Source organism: Mucilaginibacter angelicae, from assembly GCF_042434235.1.
Taxonomy (GTDB): Bacteria; Bacteroidota; Bacteroidia; order Sphingobacteriales; family Sphingobacteriaceae; genus Mucilaginibacter; species Mucilaginibacter angelicae.
The window spans coordinates 1-21,423 of record NZ_JBHLTS010000057.1 but is presented as its reverse complement, the minus strand read 5'-3'; the positions used below and the strand labels follow the sequence as shown (position 1 = coordinate 21,423).

At 42.0% G+C, this 21,423-nt stretch carries 16 protein-coding genes; 8 read left to right on the top strand and 8 right to left on the bottom strand.

All coding sequences use genetic code 11. The features are described from left to right. From ACFFGT_RS19660 to ACFFGT_RS19645, 4 genes are all read left to right on the top strand, one after another. A partial coding sequence (locus ACFFGT_RS19660; protein ID WP_377024219.1) for a hypothetical protein occupies positions 1-311 on the top strand: 311 nt, incomplete at its 5' end. Between the two features lie 43 nt (positions 312-354). Then, positions 355-525: a hypothetical protein gene (locus tag ACFFGT_RS19655; protein WP_377024218.1), complete on the top strand. Its 171-nt coding sequence runs from the start codon at positions 355-357 to the stop codon at positions 523-525. A gap of 114 nt (positions 526-639) precedes the next feature. Beyond that, the gene (locus ACFFGT_RS19650; protein ID WP_377024217.1) at positions 640-2,010 is read left to right on the top strand and encodes a dipeptidase; all 1,371 of its coding nucleotides are present in this window, start codon (positions 640-642) and stop codon (positions 2,008-2,010) included. 103 nt (positions 2,011-2,113) lie between these two features. Further along, complete coding sequence (locus ACFFGT_RS19645; RefSeq protein WP_377024216.1) at positions 2,114-2,251, top strand: hypothetical protein; 138 nt, start codon at positions 2,114-2,116, stop codon at positions 2,249-2,251. 61 nt (positions 2,252-2,312) lie between these two features. On the opposite strand, the gene ACFFGT_RS19640 is transcribed toward ACFFGT_RS19645, so the two are convergent. Together ACFFGT_RS19640 and ACFFGT_RS19635 are read right to left on the bottom strand one after the other, a co-directional pair. Continuing rightward, positions 2,313-2,768 (bottom strand): GNAT family N-acetyltransferase, encoded by a 456-nt coding sequence (locus ACFFGT_RS19640; RefSeq protein WP_377024215.1) that lies wholly within the window; start codon positions 2,766-2,768, stop codon positions 2,313-2,315. A gap of 15 nt (positions 2,769-2,783) precedes the next feature. After that, positions 2,784-3,881, bottom strand: a complete 1,098-nt coding sequence (locus tag ACFFGT_RS19635; protein ID WP_377024220.1) for a mandelate racemase/muconate lactonizing enzyme family protein — start codon at positions 3,879-3,881, stop codon at positions 2,784-2,786. Between the two features lie 206 nt (positions 3,882-4,087). Between ACFFGT_RS19635 and ACFFGT_RS19630 the strand changes: the two genes are divergently transcribed. The 3 genes from ACFFGT_RS19630 (at position 4,088) to ACFFGT_RS19620 (ending at position 8,100) form a co-directional block, all read left to right on the top strand. Then, positions 4,088-4,840 (top strand): DUF4290 domain-containing protein, encoded by a 753-nt coding sequence (locus ACFFGT_RS19630; RefSeq protein ID WP_377024214.1) that lies wholly within the window; start codon positions 4,088-4,090, stop codon positions 4,838-4,840. Between the two features lie 209 nt (positions 4,841-5,049). Then, positions 5,050-6,357 (top strand): UDP-N-acetylglucosamine 1-carboxyvinyltransferase, encoded by a 1,308-nt coding sequence (murA, locus tag ACFFGT_RS19625; protein ID WP_377024213.1) that lies wholly within the window; start codon positions 5,050-5,052, stop codon positions 6,355-6,357. 180 nt (positions 6,358-6,537) lie between these two features. Further along, positions 6,538-8,100: an ArnT family glycosyltransferase gene (locus tag ACFFGT_RS19620; protein WP_377024212.1), complete on the top strand. Its 1,563-nt coding sequence runs from the start codon at positions 6,538-6,540 to the stop codon at positions 8,098-8,100. Between the two features lie 31 nt (positions 8,101-8,131). On the opposite strand, the gene ACFFGT_RS19615 is transcribed toward ACFFGT_RS19620, so the two are convergent. Continuing rightward, positions 8,132-8,503 carry an NTF2 fold immunity protein gene (locus ACFFGT_RS19615; protein WP_377024211.1) on the bottom strand — a complete coding sequence of 124 codons (372 nt, stop codon included), beginning with the start codon at positions 8,501-8,503 and terminating at the stop codon, positions 8,132-8,134. Between the two features lie 120 nt (positions 8,504-8,623). Further along, on the bottom strand, positions 8,624-9,985 hold the full coding sequence (locus ACFFGT_RS19610; protein WP_377024210.1) for a pyridoxal-phosphate dependent enzyme: 1,362 nt from the start codon (positions 9,983-9,985) through the stop codon (positions 8,624-8,626). 170 nt (positions 9,986-10,155) lie between these two features. Here ACFFGT_RS19610 and ACFFGT_RS19605 point away from each other — a divergent pair, with 170 nt between their 5' ends. Then, positions 10,156-16,020, top strand: a complete 5,865-nt coding sequence (locus ACFFGT_RS19605) for a carboxypeptidase-like regulatory domain-containing protein (RefSeq protein WP_377024209.1) — start codon at positions 10,156-10,158, stop codon at positions 16,018-16,020. Positions 16,021-16,088: 68 nt separating this feature from the next. Here the strand turns inward: ACFFGT_RS19605 and ACFFGT_RS19600 are convergent, their stop codons facing one another. The 4 genes from ACFFGT_RS19600 to tig all read right to left on the bottom strand — a co-directional run bounded on the left by ACFFGT_RS19600 (position 16,089) and on the right by tig (position 20,894). Continuing rightward, the gene (locus ACFFGT_RS19600) at positions 16,089-16,946 is read right to left on the bottom strand and encodes an AMP nucleosidase (protein WP_377024208.1); all 858 of its coding nucleotides are present in this window, start codon (positions 16,944-16,946) and stop codon (positions 16,089-16,091) included. Between the two features lie 90 nt (positions 16,947-17,036). Beyond that, a complete protein-coding gene (gene clpX, locus ACFFGT_RS19595) occupies positions 17,037-18,275 on the bottom strand; it encodes an ATP-dependent Clp protease ATP-binding subunit ClpX (protein WP_377024207.1) in 1,239 nt (412 codons plus the stop codon). A gap of 169 nt (positions 18,276-18,444) precedes the next feature. After that, entirely contained in the window at positions 18,445-19,170 is a 726-nt protein-coding gene (locus tag ACFFGT_RS19590) for an ATP-dependent Clp protease proteolytic subunit (protein WP_091211419.1), read from the bottom strand. A gap of 365 nt (positions 19,171-19,535) precedes the next feature. After that, the gene (gene tig, locus ACFFGT_RS19585; RefSeq protein ID WP_377024206.1) at positions 19,536-20,894 is read right to left on the bottom strand and encodes a trigger factor; all 1,359 of its coding nucleotides are present in this window, start codon (positions 20,892-20,894) and stop codon (positions 19,536-19,538) included. Positions 20,895-21,423 lie beyond the last annotated feature (529 nt).

The following is a 21,423-nucleotide window of genomic DNA, read 5'->3' as shown; positions in this document are numbered from 1 at the left end:
GTTCTGCTGATTTCGCTCAGTCTGGTCCTGGTCCAAAAAGAGATTTAGGTTCTGCTGATTTTGCTCAGTCTGGTCCTGGTCCAAAAAGAGATTTAGGTTCTGCTGATTTCGCTCAGTCTGGTCCTGGCCCAAAAAGAGATTTAGGTTCTGCTGATTTCGCCCAGTCTGGTCCTGGTCCAAAAAGAGATTTAGGTTCTGCTGATTTCGCTCAGTCTGGCCCTGGTCCAAAAAGAGATTTAGGTTCTGCTGATTTTGCTCAGTCTGGCCCTGGTCCAAAAAGAGATTTAGGTTCTGCTGATTTCATGGCATAATCGACTCCCTTTTGTCTAATAAATCACCATAAAAAGTACAAACATGAAAAAGTTTATCATCGCAGCAGCGGTTTTAATAGCTACAGGTCTTACCGCTGTTTCATTAACTCATAAGGAACCTAAGCAGGAAGCTGTTAAAGTAAAAATTGAAAAATCTGAGTTTTCAAACAAAGCTGCTAATGCACCCAAAAATGACCTTGGATCAGCAGATTAATCAGGCTTTGGTGAATTGGCGAAGTAGTGATTTAAGAACTAAAAATCATTCACCAATAAACTAATGAACTACTGAACCAATGAACTAACTATATTTGCTGCAAACAATAATATTATGCAGCACATAAAGCAATATGTTGAGCAAAACAAACAGCGTTTACTTGATGAGTTATTTGACCTGTTACGTTTAGCATCGGTTAGTGCCGACCCAAAATACAAACCTGAAGTATTAAAAACTGCCGATTATGTGGCAGCAAAGCTTCGCGATGCCGGAGCCGATAATGTTGAAATTTGCCAAACCGCAGGCTATCCTATAGTTTACGGCGAAAAGATCATAGATGCTTCCAAACCCACCGTACTGGTTTATGGCCACTACGATGTACAACCACCCGATCCATTAGAATTATGGAAAACCCCTCCCTTTGAACCAACTGTTCGGGACGGAAAAATATATGCCCGCGGTGCCTGCGACGATAAAGGCCAGTTTTACATGCATGTAAAGGCTTTTGAGCTGATGATGCAAACTGATACACTTCCCTGCAATATCAAGTTTATGATTGAGGGCGAAGAAGAAGTTGGCTCATCAAACCTGGGCATCTTTGTAAAAGCAAATAAAGAAAAACTGAAAGCCGATGTGGTGCTGATCTCTGATACCTCTATGATCAGCATGGAACATCCTTCGCTTGAAACCGGCCTGCGTGGCCTCTCTTATCTTGAAGTTGAAGTAACCGGCCCTAACCGCGATCTGCATTCGGGTGTTTACGGTGGTGCAGTTGCTAATCCCATCACCATCCTGGCACAAATGATTGCCAGCCTCCATGATGAAAATAATCACATTACCATCCCCGGTTTTTATAACGATGTAGTGCCGCTTACCGAAGCGGAACGCAATGCCCTTAACAGTGCACCTTATGATGAAGCCGAATATAAAAAAGACCTTGACGTTGCCGAACTTTGGGGCGAAAAAGGTTACAGCACATTTGAGCGTACAGGCACCCGCCCTACCCTTGAGCTAAACGGTATTTGGGGTGGTTACATTGGCGAAGGTGCCAAAACGGTATTGCCTTCAAAAGCTAATGCCAAAATCTCTATGCGTTTGGTACCCAACCAAACTTCAGAAGCCATAACCAAACTGTTTACCGATCACTTCTTGAGTATTGCCCCTCCTAATGTTAAGGTTAAGGTAACACCTCATCATGGCGGCGAACCTGCAGTAACCCCTACCGATAGCGTAGCCTACCGTGCAGCACAAAAAGCCATTGCCGAATCATTTGGAAAAGAGCCCATCCCAACCCGCGGTGGCGGCAGTATTCCTATTGTTGCTTTGTTTGAAGCCGAGCTTGGTTTAAAAACTGTACTAATGGGTTTCGGGCTTGATAGTGATGCACTGCACTCGCCTAACGAAAAATATGATATTTACAATTATTATAAAGGCATCGAAACCATTCCCTTGTTTCACAAATATTTTGCTGAGCTATCAAATTAATGCCATGAAGCCTTAATTTGCGATTTAATGGTGGTTATTTTTTGATTTACGTGAAACAAATAATAAATTTATGATATTATCTAAGTATATAAATCAAACAACCATGGCAACTAAAGAATTGGACAAAGAAAAGACCGATGCATCTAAGCAGTTGCGCGATCCCAAACCACTTAAACAGGAAAAAATCACCACCGCTAAAACATTAAGCGAAAGCAAATGGAAACGAAAGCCCCTGTTATAAGATATTTATAACACACCACGGCCGGCAAGCAAAAACTTACCGGCTCGTTTTTTTAACACCGTTATATCCTTATCCGCATCTCAATCATCCGCTTTTCAAATCCCACTTTTTCATAGGCTTTAATAGCACCTGCATTATCGTTATACACCTCAAGCCTTATTTCAACAAGCCCCTGCTCAGCTACCCATTTCTTCAGCTCTTCAATAATTGCCTGATTTACCCCCTTGCCTCGATGTGCAGGCAATACATACATAAAACCCAGATAGGCATATTTCTCGAAGTCATAGTACGTGTCCGGGTTCTTTTTAATGCGGGCGTAACCACTCCCTGCAATCTCTCCGTCAATTTCGGCCACTAAAACCTGCACATCGGCCGAGGCTATGAATGCTTTTAAATCATAATAATTTATAGCATCGGGCTTGAGTGTGCTATCGAACGGACGTTCGGCACCAATAATTCCTTGTTCAAACTGAAGCAGTACAGGTAGATCTTCAATAGTAGCTTTTCTGATCAGCATTAATATTTCTCTTATTTAAATAGTAAATCGTTCACAATCCGCCAGGAATGCTTCATCAGCATCTGCACCAATCCCCGGCGCATCCTCAATAGTTAAGTGATAGCCATCGTATATGGCTCCACCAATGCAGGGGTCAACCAAATGCCCCAGCTTGCAGGTATCCATATCGTAAAACCGGATATTAGGACTGGCATATACAAAGTGCAATTTAGCGCTTAGTGCTATGCGGCTTTCCAGCATCCCTCCCATCATACAGGGAATACCATATGAGGCCGCTACATCATGAATCTTTTTGGCCTCATAAATACCGCCCGATTTTGCCATTTTGATATTAATATAATGGCAAGCCCCGGCATTGATCTGCTTGCGGGCATCATGATGGTTATATACGCTTTCATCGGCCATGATCTTAACGGGTGATAGCTGCATGAGCTCGGGCTGCCTGTCGTCATACCAGGTGCGCATCGGTTGTTCGCAAAATTCAATATTGTATTGCGCAATTGACTGCAATGCAAAAACGGCTTCGTTAAAAGTCCAGCCCTGGTTGGCATCAATACGGATCTTCATAGCCGGACCAACAGCTTCGCGGATCTGTTTAATGCGCTCCACATCTTCTACGGCATTTTTCCCCAGCTTTACCTTTAATATATTAGCTCCCGAGGCTTTAAAGTCAAGCGCTTTTAAGGCCATGGTATGATGACCGGCTATACCTATAGTAATGTCCGATTCAACAGTGCGTTTTTCGCCACCTAAAAACTGATATAAAGGTAAGCTGGCGTTTTTGGCCGCTATATCAAACAGGGCATTATCAAAGGCACTTTTTATGGTGGTGTTACCGGCCGTAAAACTGTGCAGTTCGTTAAGTCGTGCTTCTATATCAAGTGCATCCTTGCCTTTCCACAACCGGGCAAACTCACGCGCCATTACCAGGCAGGTATCCTGAGTTTCGCCAACAATCATCGGAAATGCAGAGCACTCCCCAACACCGTAAAAGCCGGCATCGGTATGTACTCGGATAAAAACATTTTGAGCATGGGATAAAGTCCCGGTAGCAATGGTAAACGGCTCCATCGGGATACTGAAGCGGTAGATCTCTATATGGGTGATGGTAATTTGCTGATTTTCCAAATTGGTAAATGTTTAAAAGCTAAATTAAAACAAATAATTGCAACAATTAACCAACGTAATTTGCATATTATAAGTATTACATTATATTTGCACTACTTCAATACAAGTAACAATTCAATTTTAGCCTCTTTTGCCCTTCCATCAGGGAAATTTGCCTGGCTAACTTTCAAATTTTCATAAAAACATTTAACATGGCACAAGAAAACACGCCTGCAAATTTTGATTATAACTCAACCAGGAATAAACTTATCCTGTCTGAATATGGCCGTAACGTACAAAATATGGTTAAATATATTGTAGCGTTACCCACTAAAGAAGAACGTAACCGCTACGCACAGGTAGTAATTGACCTGATGGGCTTTTTAAATCCGCATCTGCGCGATGTGGCCGATTTTAAACATAAACTTTGGGATCACCTGCATATCATATCTGACTACCAGATTGATGTTGATTCGCCCTATCCAAAACCATTGCCTGAAGCAGCTCATATTAAGCCGGCCCCTTTACGCTATCCAAACCAGCGCATTAAATACAAGCACTATGGTAAAACCATTGAGCTGATGATTGAAAAGGCCAAAGCCATTGAGGAGCCTGAGCGCAAACGCCACATGATACAAGCCATTGCCAATTTCATGAAAATGGCCTATGTACAATGGAACAAAGATTCGGTAAGCGACGAAAGTATCCTTTCAGATCTTTACGCTTTATCAGGTGGTACGCTGAAACTGGAAGAGAACATTAACCTGAACCGGGTTGATTTCCGCCCCAATAACTTTCAGCAAAACAACACTAACAATAACAACAACCGCGGGCGTAATAACAACCAGAACAATCAAAACCGTGGCGGCGGGGGCAGTAACGGTGGCAGGCAAAACAACAACCAAAACCGCAACAACAACCAAAACCGCAGCCGTAACAATAATGGCGGCGCGAAAAAATATTAAGAGCCCCACCCAACCCTCCCCTAAAGGGGGAGGGCTTTTTATTTTCCGCTGTACAATCTCCTTTTATAAAAGTATCTCCAGGCACCGGATATTTAGCACAGTTTTTCCATTAATTTTCTAATCTTTGCCCCATATAAATTATTTGGCAAAACCGATCATAGCTTTGATAGTTTATCATTGGTGATCTTATCAATTATCCGAAACTCCGCATGACTAACGCATTTGTAATAAATGGCGGCAAACCGCTAAAAGGTGAAATAACCCCGCAGGGTGCAAAAAATGAAGCTTTACAGGTTATATCTGCCGTATTGCTTACCGAAGAAAAAGTAACCATCAGCAATATCCCTGATATTAAAGATGTAAACAAGCTGATAGAATTGCTTGGTGATATGGGCGTTATTGTTGAACGCATTAACGAGCACACTTATACTTTTGAAGCCAAAGACATCAACCAGGACTTTTTCTTGTCTGAAGCTTTTAAGGCTAAAGGCGGAGGCTTACGTGGCTCTATCATGATAGTTGGCCCATTGCTTGCCCGCTTTGGCAAGGCATCTATTCCTAAGCCGGGTGGCGATAAAATCGGTCGCCGCAGGCTGGATACCCACTTTTTGGGTTTTGAGAAACTGGGCGCCCAGTTTAACTACAATCCCGAAAATGGTTTCTTTAATGTTGATGCTTCCAACTTACAAGGTACTTATATCCTGCTGGATGAAGCTTCGGTAACCGGAACAGCCAACGTGGTAATGGCAGCAGTATTGGCTAAAGGTACTACCACCATTTACAACGCCGCCTGTGAGCCTTACCTGCAGCAGCTTTGCAAAATGCTGAGCCGTATGGGCGCCAGGATCAGCGGTATCGGTTCAAACCTGTTAACTATTGAAGGTGTTGAAAAGCTGGGCGGTACGGAACACCGCTTATTGCCCGATATGATCGAGATCGGTTCATTTATCGGCCTTGCAGCCATGACCGGATCTGAGATCACCATTAAAGATGTTCAATACAAAGAATTGGGCATGATCCCTGACGTTTTTAAACGTTTAGGCATCAAGCTTGAACTTAGAGGCGATGATATCTTTATCCCAGCCCAGGATCATTATGAAATAGAAACTTTCATCGACGGCTCTATCATGACCATTGCCGACGCACCATGGCCGGGCTTTACCCCCGACTTATTAAGCATTGTATTGGTTGTAGCTATCCAGGCCAAAGGATCGGTGCTGATCCACCAGAAAATGTTTGAGAGCCGTTTATTCTTCGTGGATAAACTGCTGGATATGGGCGCACAGATCATCCTTTGCGATCCGCACCGTGCCACTGTTATCGGTTTGGATAACCAGGTTAAACTGCGCGGCATCTCCATGACCTCACCGGATATCCGTGCAGGGGTTTCACTGTTGATTGCTGCACTTTCTGCACAAGGGCAATCAACCATTTACAATATTGAACAAATTGAACGCGGTTATCAGCACATCGATACCAGGCTTAAAGCTTTAGGTGCTGATATAACGAGGATCTAAGCTGAAAGCCGAAGGCTTAAAGCTTAAAGCCATTTTAAAGCTCAAAACATAAGGCAAGCAAAAGCTTTAAGCCTTATGCTTTGAGCTTTTTGCTTAACAACGCTTTCTGCTTTATAAATATATTTTTATAGCTTTAGGCTTTTAGCCTTCGGCTTTAAGCTCAAAACCATTATATAAACAATGCCTTACAAAAACCGGAAATCTACCTACGTTTATTTTGTACTGATTTTTGTATTTATTAAAGTTGTTCTTAACCTTTTCGCCATATCGCATTTTGGTTTTCACCGCGATGAGTTCCTGCACCTTGTACTGGCAGATCATTTGGATTGGGGATATAAGGAAGTTCCGCCGTTTATAGCCCTGCTGGCAAAAATTTCAATTACCTGCTTTGGGAACTCGGTTTTTGCTGCACGGTTATTCCCTACCCTGTTCGCCGGGCTCATTATCCTGCTTACCGGCCTCATTGTTATTGAATTTGGCGGAAAAAAATTTGCCATAACCCTTGCCTGTTTATCACTCATTTTTGCACCTGCTTTTGTAGCGAGTGATTATCTTTTCCAGCCTGTAGTTTTCGACCAGTTTTGGTGGGTGATAACCGTTTGGCTATTAGTAAAATACCTCAATACAACCGATGTAAGGTACCTGTACTGGCTGGGTGCAGCCATTGGCTTTGGTATACTCACCAAGTATACCATGTTGTTTTTTGCGGCATCGCTGCTTATCGGCATCCTCATCAGTAAACAGCGTAAGCTATTGTTTAATAAACATATCCTTGGTGCAGCTTTAATAACGATAATTATTGTGCTGCCTAATCTCATCTGGCAGCTAACACATCACATGCCGGTATTTACGCATATGAAAGCCCTGCGCGAGCAGCAACTGGATTATATTACCCCTGCCAACTTTATAAAACAACAATTACTGGTAAATGGCATTGCCTTATTTGTATGGCTTAACGGGCTTGCATTCCTGATATTTTCGTTCAGGCTGCGTAACTTCCAGTTTATGGCATTGGCTTATGCCCTGATATTTATTTTTTTACTGATGATGGACGGCAAAAACTATTACATCTTCGGCGCTTACCCTATGCTGTTTGCCGCCGGTGGCTTTGGTTTTGAACGTTTATTAAAAACAAGCGGCTATGCTTTACGAACCGCAGCAATTGTTTTATTCACAGCGCCAAACCTTATTTTATTCCCGATAGTATTGCCTATACTGCCCTTACCACAAACACTGGCATTCTTTAGGTTTGCCGATAAAAATATACCCGCCATACGCTTTGCCATGACCTGGGAAGACGGCAAAACACACGCCACCACCCAGGATTATGCCGACATGCTGGGCTGGGACGATATGGCCGCACTGGTTAACAAAGCATATCAAAGCCTTAGCCCTGCCGATCAGAAGCAAACCATTGTTTATGCCGATAATTACGGCGAAGCCGGCGCCCTGCACCATTATGGCAAGCAATATGGTTATCCAGATGTGATTTCGTTAAACAGCAGTTTTACCATTTGGGCACCCGACAGCCTCAAATGCAAATACATGATTTATGTAGATGACGGCGGCGGTAAAAACATTAAAGAATTTGTGGCTGGTAATATGATAGGCAGTTTTATTAAGGTAGGTGAAGTGACTAATCCACTGGCGCGCGAAAAAGGGACGGCTGTGTTTATCATTACGCCGAATTACAGGTTGAATGAACGCTATAGCCCGGAATTGGCGAGAAAGAGGTTGGAGTAGTTTAGGGGAAGGGCGAAAGGTTCTCTTTCGATCATTTATAATGTATTAATTGTATCACTCTTCCATCCTTTGCCGAAAAAATAATCTCAAACGTACCGCCCCTTGTCTCTGCTGGTAAACTACCGTACATTATCCAATAGCCGTCCACAAGGTCAAGCATGTAAGGTTTCTCATCCCTTATATTATCTTCTCCAAAAATCTTAAACAAGATAGGCTGTGCAAATTCAATCGCATCATACTCAGTACTTATTTTATGTCCCGCAATAAAATTATAGTGAGTTGGATACTTAAGTGCAAACCTAACCATTTTCTTTCCGGCCTCGATCTGTTCCTGAGTTTGAGCCGGATGATTATGATATGAAACAAAAAAGATCACGGCTAATAGCATATACAAATATTTCATTGTTAAAAGATTTAGGAATTTGTTAGGCTTAATTAAATATCACCATAAATCCTCAAAAAACAAAAGGTGCCATGCTCACCGCACAACACCTTTCGCCTTTAACCTTTTACCTAAAAAGCCTTAAGCTGAAATAGCGTTTATAATATCATACTGGGTAATAATCTCAATTTTACCATTCCCGTCTTCAACAAGCACGGCAATGTTATCTTTATTGATCATGCCCGAAATCCTGTCAATTGATGTATTCAGGTCGACAAAAGGAAACGGTGCAGTTGTAATATTCATGATTGGCTGCGATTTGATGGAGGGGTTCTCGATCAGTGAATCAAGGATATCGCTTTCGGTGATCTTGCCTATTACCATGCCTTTTTGTGTAACCGGGATCTGCGAGATGTTAAGCGATTTGATGGTATTGATAGCTTCCAGTACGCTCTTTTCACAATCAATGGTAATGATTTCCTGTACATCTTTTTTGCTGATGATATCGCGGGCAGTTAGTTTTTCATCCTTCAGGAAACCGCGGTCGCGCAGCCAGTCGTCATTGTACATCTTGCCGAGGTAGCGGGTACCATGGTCAGGGAAAATGATCACTACAACATCACCTTCCTTAAATTTATCCTTCATCTGCAACAAACCTGCCACTGCCGAGCCGGTTGAGTTACCGGAGAAGATACCTTCCTTACGGGCAATCTCGCGGGTCATGAGGGCGGCGTCTTTGTCCGTCACCTTTTCAAAGTGGTCTATCAGGCTAAAATCAACGTTTTGCGGCAGAAAATCTTCACCTATACCTTCGGTGATGTATGGATAGATCTCGTTTTTATCAAAAACACCGGTTTCCTTGTATTTTTTAAATACCGAGCCATAAGTATCAATACCTAAAATCTGAATGGCCGGGTTCTTTTCTTTGAGGTAACGGGCAATGCCCGAAATGGTCCCCCCAGTACCTACACCTGCAATCAGGTGTGTCACTTTGCCTTCGGTTTGCTCCCAAATCTCCGGCCCGGTGCTTTCATAGTGCGCCTGCGAGTTGCTCAGGTTATCGTACTGATTCGGTTTCCATGAATTGGGTACTTCCCGCTCCAGGCGCGATGATACTGAATAGTATGACCGCGGATCTTCGGGCTCCACGTTGGTTGGGCAAACTATTACCTCGGCGCCAAAGGCACGCAGGGCATCAAATTTTTCTTTTGATTGTTTATCGGTACTGGTAAAAATACATTTGTAGCCTTTTATAACCGCCGCAATAGCCAGGCCCATACCGGTATTGCCCGATGTACCTTCAATAATGGTACCGCCGGGTTTAAGCTTGCCGCTCTTTTCGGCATCCTCAATCATTTTAAGGGCCATACGGTCTTTAATGGAGTTGCCCGGGTTGGTTGTTTCAATCTTGGCCAAAACGGTAGCCGGGATGTCTTTTGCTATTTTATTAAGCTTTACCAGCGGCGTATTGCCGATAGTATCGAGTATGTTATTGTACCACATAATTTAAATCTCTACTAACCCGGTATATAAAGCAGGGTTACGCCTCAAAAATAAGTTTCTTAAATGATATTTCTTTTATGGAAAAGTAAATAGATGTGCATCATATAACCGACAAGCATAAATGTAATAAATTTAAACCGGTGGCACATCACCGCAAAACATACCTAAACATGCAGGCAACACTAAAAAGATCGTTATTATTTTTCAGTTTCTTAAGTTTTTGCATAAATGCCGCCTTTGCGCAAAAGCCGCTTACCCCAAGCCGGCAAAGCAGCTATTATACTTACATCTACAAAATGCCTGCTGAGGATGTACTCAAGTTTTACCTCTACCCCAATAAATCTCCTGATGAAAAAATGCTCCATAACCCTGTTGATTCATTCAAAACAGATTCGCGATGGGAAAATACGCTGCCCATGGGTAACTACCTGAAAGTATGCGCTCAAAAAAACCGAATTAATTACACACTTATTGAAAATCACTCGGCGTACTTACAGTTATTGAAAAACAATTACGACACACGCTTTATCATAACCGATGCTGCCGGTAACAAGATCAATGGAGCCAGGGTGACGATAAAAAATAAACAAGTGCCTTTTGACGACAAGACAGGCTCATACTTTACCAAAATAAAAAGCTCAGGCCTTGTAACCGTCGATTACAACAACGTGATTAACTATTACAGGCTCACAAGCAACTTCAGAGGCAGGAGCTTTTTAAACGCCAGATGGTTTAGTTATCATTGGTATAAATTAAAAAATCTGTTCAGCAAAACAGATGACAATGCCAACTATTACAAATACCAGCGGCGGCTTGAAGAGAACAGCAAATACACAGGCTTTATAGTATTTAACAAACCCATTTACAAACCGCTTGATACAGTTAAATTCAAGGCATTTATCATCAGTAAAAAATCAAAAAAGCCAATTACCAACCATCATTTGATAGTGCGCCTGCAAGATGGCCCGCGTGATAATGGTAAAGTAATAGGTTATACTGACAGCTATCGTGATGGTGCATTTGAATATAAGCTGGTACTGGCCGATAGTCTTAAGCTAAGCCTCGATGATGAATATTATATTTCGCTCGAAGCCTCTTCAGCCATTAAATACGACCTGGATAAATACCATGGGGACGATGAGGATGAAAAGTTTCTGTCAAACCGGGAGGTATATATTGCCGGCAAATTCGGGTACGAAGAGTACGAATTAAAAACTATAACTTTTAAAACCCGTACCGATAAAAAGATACATGAACCGGGCAATCCCCTCTCTCTTTATTTAAAAGCTACTGATGAAAACGACCTGCCCGTGCAGGACGCGCGGTTTCAGATAAAATTATTATCACGACAAGTTGAGCTATATAAAGCCGCTAATGTGTTTATACCCGATACACTTTGGCAATACAAAGGTACACTTGAACCGCTTGGCGAAACCAAAGTTGTGATACCCGATTCCATTTTCCCGAAAGCCAATTTCAGGTACTATATTCAAACAGATTTATTAACTTCAGATAACGAGCATCATACCTCAACCGAGTATCTCAGTTATCAATACAACAATTACAAAATAAAATACAGCCTCAGCGCTGATACCCTAAAAATAAATGGACTTATAAAAGGGAAAGATACACCAATGTCCGCTACGCTTGCAGCTATCAACAGCCAAAGCGATACCATTTCAAGGCAAAAAATCAAGTTACCGGCCAATGTGATCGTTAACCCTGCATTGAGGAGTTACGAAGTCAAAACTGATAGTATTTCCGAAAATGTCAACCTGTCCAACCTTAACAGCGATCTTAATTTTGCCGGCGCCCAAACAGCTGATTCGTTAATTGTAAAAGTAAATAATCCGCGCAAACTTCATTTCTGGTACTGGCTTATTGGTAACAACGCTTTACTTGATGCAGGTGAGGCAGATAGTCTCTTCTATAAGAAAAGGTGGACTGATAAACGTCCGGTAGTCTTCGCAATAAGTTACGTGTGGGGTGGCGAAACCAGAATAAGCGGCATTACTGTACCCTACCAGGAAAAACTGTTAACGATTAACGTTAAACAGCCGCTGGCCGTATATCCCGGTCAGCAGGTAAAAACTGAGATTGAGGTAAAAGATGCCCTTGGCAAGCCTGTTCCAAACACTGATATTACTGCCTGGTCGCTCACGCGTAAATTTCCGAACTATAGTCCTCCTTTCGTACCATATTTGGGCAAATCCTATCCAGCTGCGGTATCAAAGCCCTATGCTATAATCAACAAGCCAACCACCTCGGGCAGTATGCAATTAACCTGGGATAAATGGAGCCACGACATGGGGTTGGACAGCATTGCCTACTACCAGTTCACACATCCTAAAACCTTATATAAGATTGAAGAACCGGCACCAGACAGCGTTACACAGATTGCGCCGTTCATTGTAAAAGACGGTGACATTGTATCAACCCATATCCTTTATATAGATGAAAGGCCTGTATTTTTCAGCCAGGCACAACAACTGCAGCGTTACAGTTTTAAAGTGACTGCCGGGCGGCATAGCTTAAAGTTCCGCACGTTTAACCAAAGCATAACCATTGATTCTATCGAGGTGCAAAAGGGCAAGAAACTAATCATGAGCATCAATGCAGATACAATGATAAACAAAACGGCCCGGTTTAAAAAAATGCCTGATACACTTTTGACCTCCGAATCAGACTTGATAGATAAATATCTGATCCGGGTGACCAATAATTTCGGCCTGCGCATGGCTACGCTTGAACAGGATGGAAACATCATTTTGCTAAACCCTGAACCGGTTATCAGTAACACCTATAATACCAATAGCGAAATATTAGCGGGCCCCTTGCCCGGCAACTACACTACAATTAAGGTTAAAGGCGACGAGCCGCAAAACTTTTTGGTTGAACCCGATTATTCGTACCATTTTGAACCGGGACTGATCAAACAAAAAAGCATTAAAACCAAATATCCGTTTGATAAACGTACCTACGCAGGCAACAATTTTAGTGACGATTATACTCAATATGCTTTAACTAATAAAGAAACAGAAAATATATGGCAACAGTATCTTGACTTAAGGAGTCAAACTACGGCCCTGTTCCATAATGAAGCTATTGATGATGAAATTACCGGGAGACTCAGCATTGCCATATCAGAGAAGAACGGAGAACGGCCTTTTGTAAAAAATATCATTATTTATCGCGAAGGCTATCCGGATTTTATTCGAATCTATCCTGGTAACACCAATGAACCGGGTAAGTTACCGGTAGGTAAATACCGCCTGTTTTTTCTACTCAAAAAGGACGAATATTATGTTAAAAATAACATCAGCATAAAAGCTAACGGTGTCAATTTTTACCGCGCCGATATTATTGCACAGCCAAAGGATTCGGTAAGCGTCAAAATAAACGATGTTATTACCGCCCGAACAGGCATAAATGATTACAATGACTATAACATACAAAACGATGCTTTAAAGCTGAAAGAAGCTTTTAATGATAAATATATTGATAAAAGTGGTTTTAAAGATATGATGTTTGGCCAGGTAATAGGAGCTGAAGATGGTTTGCCTGCCCCCGGCGTTACGGTAAGAATAAAAGGAACCAGCACGGGCACACAAACTGATATTAACGGCAGGTTTGCAATCAAGGTGCCCTCCAGCGGCAAACTCATATTCAGTTATATAGGGTACCTGGCGCAAGAAGCCGATATAAAACCTGGAGCCAGCATTTTGATAGCATTACTTGAACAAAAGCAGATGCTCCGTGAAGTAGTAGTAACCGGCTACAGCACGCAACGAAAAATGAGCATGACAGGTTCAGTATCAACAGTTATAAACGGGCAGATGGCAGGGTTAACCGTAATGAATATAAGAGGCATAGGTTCGGTAAATGCTGGGAAACCATTAATTGTTGTAGACGGCATACCGGTTGAAAGTATTGATGGCGTAGACCCCGCCATGATAGCCGAAATAACAACCCTGAAAGATGCAGCCGCAACTGCTATTTTCGGCACAAGGGCCGCCAATGGTGTAATTGTGATAACTACTAAAGGCAAAAAACAGGTTTCGTTAATAAAGGGCTCGGATACAACCCAAACAGGCGCTGAACAGTCGCTCCGGAAAAACTTTGCCGATTATGCCTACTGGCAGCCCCGTCTTACTACCGATGCGCAGGGTAAAGCGAGCTTTACTACTACCTTTCCCGATGATATTACCAACTGGCGTACCTTTGTAATCGGTATTAACGACAACCAGCAGGCCGGTTTTTCGGATAGCCAAATCAAATCATATAAACCTTTAAGCGCAAACTTTATAGCACCTCAATTTGCTATTGCAGGCGATGAGATGAACCTGATTGGCAAATTACTTAATTACACCACCACCGCTGCCAAGCTCACCCGTATTTTTAAATACAACGGTCAAACTTTAAAACAGGATGAGCTGGATGTTAAAAACTCTAAAATAGATACTTTGGGCATAACAGCCGCTACTGCCGACAGCCTCACTTTTGAATATACCATTAAACGGGATAATGGCTATTTTGATGGCGAGCAGCGCAAGATCCCGGTAATGCCGCAAGGGGTTAAAGAAACTAAAGGCATTTTTGAAGCCCTCGACCGCGATACCACCGTTAACATGAAATTTGACCCGGCTTTAGGCCCTGTCACTTTCCGCGCCGAAGCTTCTGCCTTGCCTGTATTGGCCGAAGAAACCCGAAAATTGAGAGAATATAAATACCTGTGCAATGAGCAGCTGGCATCAAAGCTGAAAGGGCTGCTTATGGAAAGGCATATTAAAAAGTTTTTAGGTGAGGATTTTAAGTACGGGAAAAACATCCAGGAAGTAATTAAAAAACTACAGGAAAACCGCAGAAGCAACGGCACCTGGGGCTGGTGGAAAGATACCAACGAAGAGCTTTGGATCAGTCTGCATGCCATTGAAGCACTTTTAAATGCCCAGGCAGACGGTTATGCTATTGAGCTCGATAAACAAAAATTAAGTGATTACCTCGTGTACCAAATGGAAAGCTATCATGGTCAGGATAAAATACTATGCCTGCAATTACTCCACAAACTGGGGGCTAAAGTTGATTACCAGAAGTATATAATAGGCATTGAAAAAGAACAGACTAAGGATCAAAAAAACTTCGACTATAAATTATCAGGTTATGATAAATTAAGAATGATGTTGCTACGGCAGGAATCGGCACTCCCCATAAACATAGATAGCCTGCTGTCAAAAACTAAACATACCATGTTTGGCAATATTTATTGGGGCGAAGATGGCTATCGCTTTTTTGACAATTCGGTACAGTTAAGCGTATTGGCCTACCGGATCATCAAAAACAATGGTGGGCGCCCCGAATTGCTCAACAAGATCCGCGGATACTTCCTTGAACAGCGCCGCCTCGGTGATTGGCGTAATACTTATGAGTCGGCCCTGATCCTGGAAACTATCCTCCCTGACTTGCTGATTGAAAACAAGCAGGTTAAGCCATCACAGATCACGCTTACAGGTACCGATACAAAAACTATCAGTAAGTTCCCATATTCTGCAACACTAACTGATAAAACGATCAGTATCAGCAAAACCGGCAGTCTGCCTGTTTACATCAGCGGCTACCAACAGTTCTGGAACAGCAAGCCTGAAAAAGTAAGTAAAGATTTTACGGTAAATACCTGGTTTGAGCGCAAAGAAAAAACAGTGACCACCCTAAAAGGCGGCGAACCGGTATTATTAAAAGCAGAGGTAACAGCCCGCGGAGATGCTGATTTTGTTATGATAGAGATCCCGATACCTGCCGGATGCTCATATGAGAGCAAGGAGCAAGCATGGCAAAACAACGAGGTGCACCGCGAATACTTTAAGGAGAAGGTAAGTATATTTTGCCGCAGTCTTAAGCAGGGCAAATATATATTCACCGTAAACCTCATCCCCCGTTACAACGGTAAATACACCCTAAATCCGGCCAAAGCCGAAATGATGTATTTCCCGGTATTTTACGGCAGAGAGGGGATGAAAAGGATAGTTATTGGTGAATAGTTGATTAGGTGAGTGGTTGATAAAGTTGAGCAATAACTACTCACTTAATCAACCTAATCAACTACTCACTAAAATTTCAAATGCTTAACCGTTAAGCCATTATTGATCAGCTGCTTTAACGATTCGATACCGATATGCAGGTGTGTTTCAACAAATTGTTCGGTTACTGACGAGTCGCTTTCGGCGGTTTTAACACCTTCGGGGATCATCGGCTGATCTGATACCAGCAACAGTGCACCTGTTGGGATCTTATTGGCAAAACCTGTTGTAAATATGGTAGCGGTTTCCATATCAACGGCCATGGCACGCAGATCTTTCAGGTATTTTTTAAAGTTTTTATCATGCTCCCAAACACGGCGGTTGGTGGTGTAGCAGGTACCTGTCCAGTAATCGCGCGAGTAATCACGGATGGTGGTTGAGATAGCTTTTTGCAGCGCGAATGACGGCAATGCAGGTACTTCCTGTGGCATGTAATCATTCGATGTACCTTCGCCGCGGATGGCAGCTATCGGCAATATCAGGTCGCCTACATTGTTCTTCTTTTTAAGACCGCCGCATTTACCCAAAAATATTACAGCTTTGGGGTGAATGGCAGTAAGCAAATCCATAACCGTAGCGGCAACCGAACTGCCCATACCAAAGTTAATGATGGTAATACCATTGGCTGTAACGCTTTGCATAGGCTTTTCAAGCCCCATGATAGGCGCATTATCGTGCCACTCCGAAAACAGCTGGATATACTTTGAAAAATTGGTGAGGATAATATACTCGCCAAAGGCCTCAAGCGGCCTGCCGGTATAACGGGGCAGCCAGTTGGCAACAATTGCTTCTTTGGTTTTTAAACCGGATTTTACGGGCGATTGAACTTCCTTTACCGGTGTTGGTAAGGCATCTCCGTCTTTTTTAATGTTTAATTCTTCGTTCATATGATTTCTTTTTATACAGCAAACCCCGGTATGATAACCAGGGCCGCTTTATTTTTTAATAAATATAAGTGTTTACTTATATACTGGGTGTTAAGCTACTTTTAACTTTTTCAGATCAGATTTTTCAAATTTCTCGTGAGCATAATCTAACGTTACATTCAGGCGCTTCACATCTTTTTTCGATGGAAACTCAAACATAGCATCTATCATAATAGCTTCACATATGGAGCGTAATCCCCTTGCCCCAAGCTTAAATTCCATTGCTTTATCAACAATAAAATCAAGCACTTCGTCTTCAAAATCAAGCTTCACACCTTCATATTCAAACAGTTTTTTATACTGTTTCAATAACGAATTTTTAGGTTCGGTAAGGATATTGTGTAACGCCTCCCTATCAAGCGGGTTAAGGTAGGTAAGCACCGGTAAACGGCCTATCAGCTCAGGGATCAAACCAAATGATTTCAAATCCTGCGGGGTGATATACTTATAAAAGTTTTTGGTATCAATATCCCCCTCATCACGCTTAAGTTTGTAACCAACGGTTTGGGTACGCAGGCGATTAGCGATCTTCCTTTCAATACCATCAAAAGCACCTCCGCAAATGAAAAGGATATTGCTGGTATTTACCGTGATCATTTTCTGATCCGGGTGTTTACGGCCGCCTTGTGGTGGTACATTAACCATGGTGCCTTCCAATATTTTCAATAAAGCTTGTTGTACCCCCTCGCCTGATACATCTCGGGTAATAGAAGCATTATCACTTTTACGGGCTATTTTATCAACCTCATCAATGTACACAATACCTTTTTCGGCAAGGGTTACATCATAATCGGCCGATTGCAGCAAGCGGGTAAGAATACTTTCAACGTCCTCCCCTACATAACCGGCTTCGGTTAATACAGTGGCATCGCAAATACAAAACGGAACGTTAAGTACCTTGGCAAGCGTTTTGGCAAGCAGGGTTTTACCCGTACCTGTTTCGCCTACCATAATGATGTTTGATTTTTCAATCTCAACCTCATCTTTTTCAATACGCTGGTTTAAGCGTTTATAATGATTATATACAGCTACTGAAAGTATCTTTTTGGCATCATCCTGACCAATAACATATTGGTCAAGGTGGGCTTTCATTTCTGATGGTTTAAGCAAGGCCGGCGCCAGAGGCGATGACTTCACTTTACGCACCTTCAACTCCTCAGCCAATATCTCATTGGCCTGGTTCACACATTTATCGCAAATGTGTGCGTCAAGTCCTGCTATCAACATCAGGGAATCCTGTTTACCGGCACCGCAAAATGAACACCTGATCTCCTTGCTGTTTTTATTCATCTGATTCGTTTTCTTACTCAAAGTTAAATAATTAGTGACAGAAAAAAAAATCCTGTCCGTAAGTCGGGAAAAGACTTAAGTCCGGAAGCCACATTAGGCCCCGGACTTAAGTAATTATTCTTTTTCAAAATCCGGAATTCCGACTTATCGGACTTCCCGACTAAAAAAATTATTTTCCTTTGTTACCTTTTAATATTTCGTCGACCATACCAAATTCTTTGGCTTCTTCGGCTATCATCCAGTAGTCACGGTCAGATGCATCCCAAACTTTTTGGTAAGGTGCACCGCTGTGATCAGCAATGATCTGGTACAGTTCTTTTTTCAATTTGGTGATCTCCTGGTAAGTGATCTCGATATCCGATTGCTGGCCCTGTGCACCGCCTGATGGCTGGTGGATCATTACCCTTGCATGTGGAAGCGCTGCCCTTTTACCTTCGGTACCTGCTACTAACAATACCGCAGCCATTGAAGCGGCCATACCTGTACAAATAGTAGCTACATCATTTGATATAAACTGCATGGTATCATAAATACCTAAACCTGCATAAACAGAACCACCAGGTGAATTGATATAGATCTGGATATCGCGTTTAGCATCGGCCGATTGCAGGAATAGCAATTGAGCCTGGATAATGTTTGCAATATTATCATAAATGGCATCGCCAAGGAAAATGATACGGTCCATCATTAAACGTGAAAACACGTCCATGGCCTGTACATTAAGCTGGCGCTCTTCAAGAATATATGGCGTCATACCGGTTGGTACAGTGGTGATACCAGAAGGCATACTGCTTCTCTCAACACTTCCAATATATTTATCTACGTAAAGGCTGTTAATACGGTGATGCTTAACAGCATATTTTCTGAATTCGTTTTTATCGATGTTACTGCTCATGGTTTTTGTTTGTTGTTCTTTAGGAAATGCGGGCGTCTTACCCGCGATAAATATAGTTTTTAGTTCAATAGATTTTTTGCAAGATAGTTTTTATTACGTAATTTTTTGATGAGGCCTTAATGACGAAACCGGATTTTTTTTGCCAAAAACTAACGGTAGAGGTTGCTTTTTTCCGCTCGTCATTGCGAGGCACGAAGCAATCCCCGATAAGCAGAGCGGCCAAGCCAATTCCCTCTGTAGAGTTTGGGATTGCTTCGTACCTCGCAATGACGCTTAGCTTAGAGTTGGGGATATAAAACACCAAAAGCAACCCGATGAGTTGCTTTTGGTGAATATGCTAATCTCCAACAGGAGATAAAAACTGCTTACTGTGCTGCAGAAACCAATGCACTGAAATCAGTGTAAAGGATATCCTGCTTATCTAAAGTGATCACATTTTTGATATAATCAAATACCTTTAATGCTTTTACCTCTTCAAATATTTTGTTAGCGTTGTCTTTGTTTTGCAGGTACTGAACAGTGTACTGGCCTAACTGATCTTCAGGGATCGCTGTTGGGCTGTACATCCTGAACTGCTGATCTAAACGGATCTTAGCCAATTCAAACACATCTTCGTATTTAATTTCGATAGTGTTATTAACAATGATCTTATTTTCAATCAATGTCCATTTCAGGTTTTGAGCAAAATCGTTGTAACCGCCTTCTAATTCCTCGTCGCTCAGTTTTTCGTTAGTTACTTTTAACCAGCGTTTCAGGAACTCGTCAGGAAGAGCGAAATCAACTTTAGCGATAGCCAGCTTGTAAATGTCGTCCTGCAATTTGCGGTCGGCATCCTGAACCATCATGCTTTCAAGCTCTTCAGTAATTTTAGCTGTGAACTCCTCTTCGGTAGTTACTGTACCTTCACCAAATAATTTGTCAAAGAACTCCTGATTAAGATCGCTTTCTTCTAAACGGTTAACGTTTTTAACTGTTAATTGGAAATCTGATCTTAAATCAGCTGCATCATCTTCTTCAATTTTCAATAAGCCTGCAATTTTAGCTGCGTCGTTATCAAAAGCTTTACGAATATCGAATGTTAACACATCGTCTTTTTTCAAACCGATCAATGAAGCTTTGATGGCCTCATCTTTGATCTGATCTAAACGTACAGACGCGGTGTTGCTTATTCCACCCTCAAAAACACTACCATCGGCCGAAAGTTGAACCAATTCGCTGTAAAGAACGTCATCATCTGCCGATACGTCAGGATTTGTCATTTTGCCATAGCTTCTGCGGATATTTTTGATCCTTGAAGCCAGCGTTTCGTCATCAACTTTAATAACATATTGTGTTACTTTATCAGTTGATGAAAAATCAATGCTGAACTCAGGAGCTAAGCCTAATTCATAGCTAAACTCAAAGTTATCGGCAAAATCCCAGTTATATTCTTTGTTGTCATCGGCAGCAGGCAAGGGCTGACCTAATACAGCCAGTTTTTGCTCGTCGATGTAGTTATTTAAAGTATCTTGTAACAGGTTGTTGATCTCATCAACAAGGATGCTTTTACCGTACATTTTTTTGATGTGCGATGCAGGCACCATACCCGCGCGAAAACCAGGGATTTTTGCTTTTTTAGCATTTTCCTTTATAGCTTTTTCAACACGTGGCTGGTAATCTTCAGGGTTGATGTTAATTTTAACAACTGCGTTCAGGTCATTAATTTTTTCCTGTGTAATATTCATCTTTTACCGGGTATTTAATTTAATCCTTTGAAATATAGCCTAAAACCTAATCCGTGCTATACAAAATTCGAGGCGCAAAAGTATGAATTTATTTTTAATTAGCAGTTGATTTTATATTGTTTTCGAGGAAAATGAAACTACTTTTAAATGAGTTGACCGGCAGGGGCCGCACAACAATAGCATATAAATTTGTCTGAACCTGTGTTTGTCTGAACCCGAATTAAACGAATTTTTAGAATTGATTGAAAACAAGTGGACTGCATATCATTTCTGGTAAATTCTTTAATTCAGTAAATTCGGGTTAAGACAATAACATGGGCGTTGCCTGTGGCCCGGGCTTTACGCTGCAAGTCCTCGCCTTTCCTGCCCGCAATCCCAACGCTCACTGCGGGCTTTTCGCTTCAATCCCTCCTATGTTTACATTTAATATTATTGTAATGATTTTATGAGTGAAAAGAGTGAGAGCACAGCAATCCCAAACAGCCTTGAGCATGTTGAGCGTTAGATATAGCCTCACTCTTTTACTTTT

Coding starts and splice junctions, on each gene's coding strand:
- ACFFGT_RS19655 (WP_377024218.1), top strand. CDS start 355: ATGAAAAAGTTTATCATCGCAGCAGCGGTTTTAATAGCTACAGGTCTT.
- ACFFGT_RS19650 (WP_377024217.1), top strand. CDS start 640: ATGCAGCACATAAAGCAATATGTTGAGCAAAACAAACAGCGTTTACTT.
- ACFFGT_RS19645 (WP_377024216.1), top strand. CDS start 2,114: ATGGCAACTAAAGAATTGGACAAAGAAAAGACCGATGCATCTAAGCAG.
- ACFFGT_RS19640 (WP_377024215.1), bottom strand. CDS start 2,768: ATGCTGATCAGAAAAGCTACTATTGAAGATCTACCTGTACTGCTTCAG.
- ACFFGT_RS19630 (WP_377024214.1), top strand. CDS start 4,088: ATGGCACAAGAAAACACGCCTGCAAATTTTGATTATAACTCAACCAGG.
- murA (WP_377024213.1), top strand. CDS start 5,050: ATGACTAACGCATTTGTAATAAATGGCGGCAAACCGCTAAAAGGTGAA.
- ACFFGT_RS19620 (WP_377024212.1), top strand. CDS start 6,538: ATGCCTTACAAAAACCGGAAATCTACCTACGTTTATTTTGTACTGATT.
- ACFFGT_RS19615 (WP_377024211.1), bottom strand. CDS start 8,503: ATGAAATATTTGTATATGCTATTAGCCGTGATCTTTTTTGTTTCATAT.
- ACFFGT_RS19610 (WP_377024210.1), bottom strand. CDS start 9,985: ATGTGGTACAATAACATACTCGATACTATCGGCAATACGCCGCTGGTA.
- ACFFGT_RS19605 (WP_377024209.1), top strand. CDS start 10,156: ATGCAGGCAACACTAAAAAGATCGTTATTATTTTTCAGTTTCTTAAGT.
- ACFFGT_RS19600 (WP_377024208.1), bottom strand. CDS start 16,946: ATGAACGAAGAATTAAACATTAAAAAAGACGGAGATGCCTTACCAACA.
- clpX (WP_377024207.1), bottom strand. CDS start 18,275: ATGAATAAAAACAGCAAGGAGATCAGGTGTTCATTTTGCGGTGCCGGT.
- ACFFGT_RS19590 (WP_091211419.1), bottom strand. CDS start 19,170: ATGAGCAGTAACATCGATAAAAACGAATTCAGAAAATATGCTGTTAAG.
- tig (WP_377024206.1), bottom strand. CDS start 20,894: ATGAATATTACACAGGAAAAAATTAATGACCTGAACGCAGTTGTTAAA.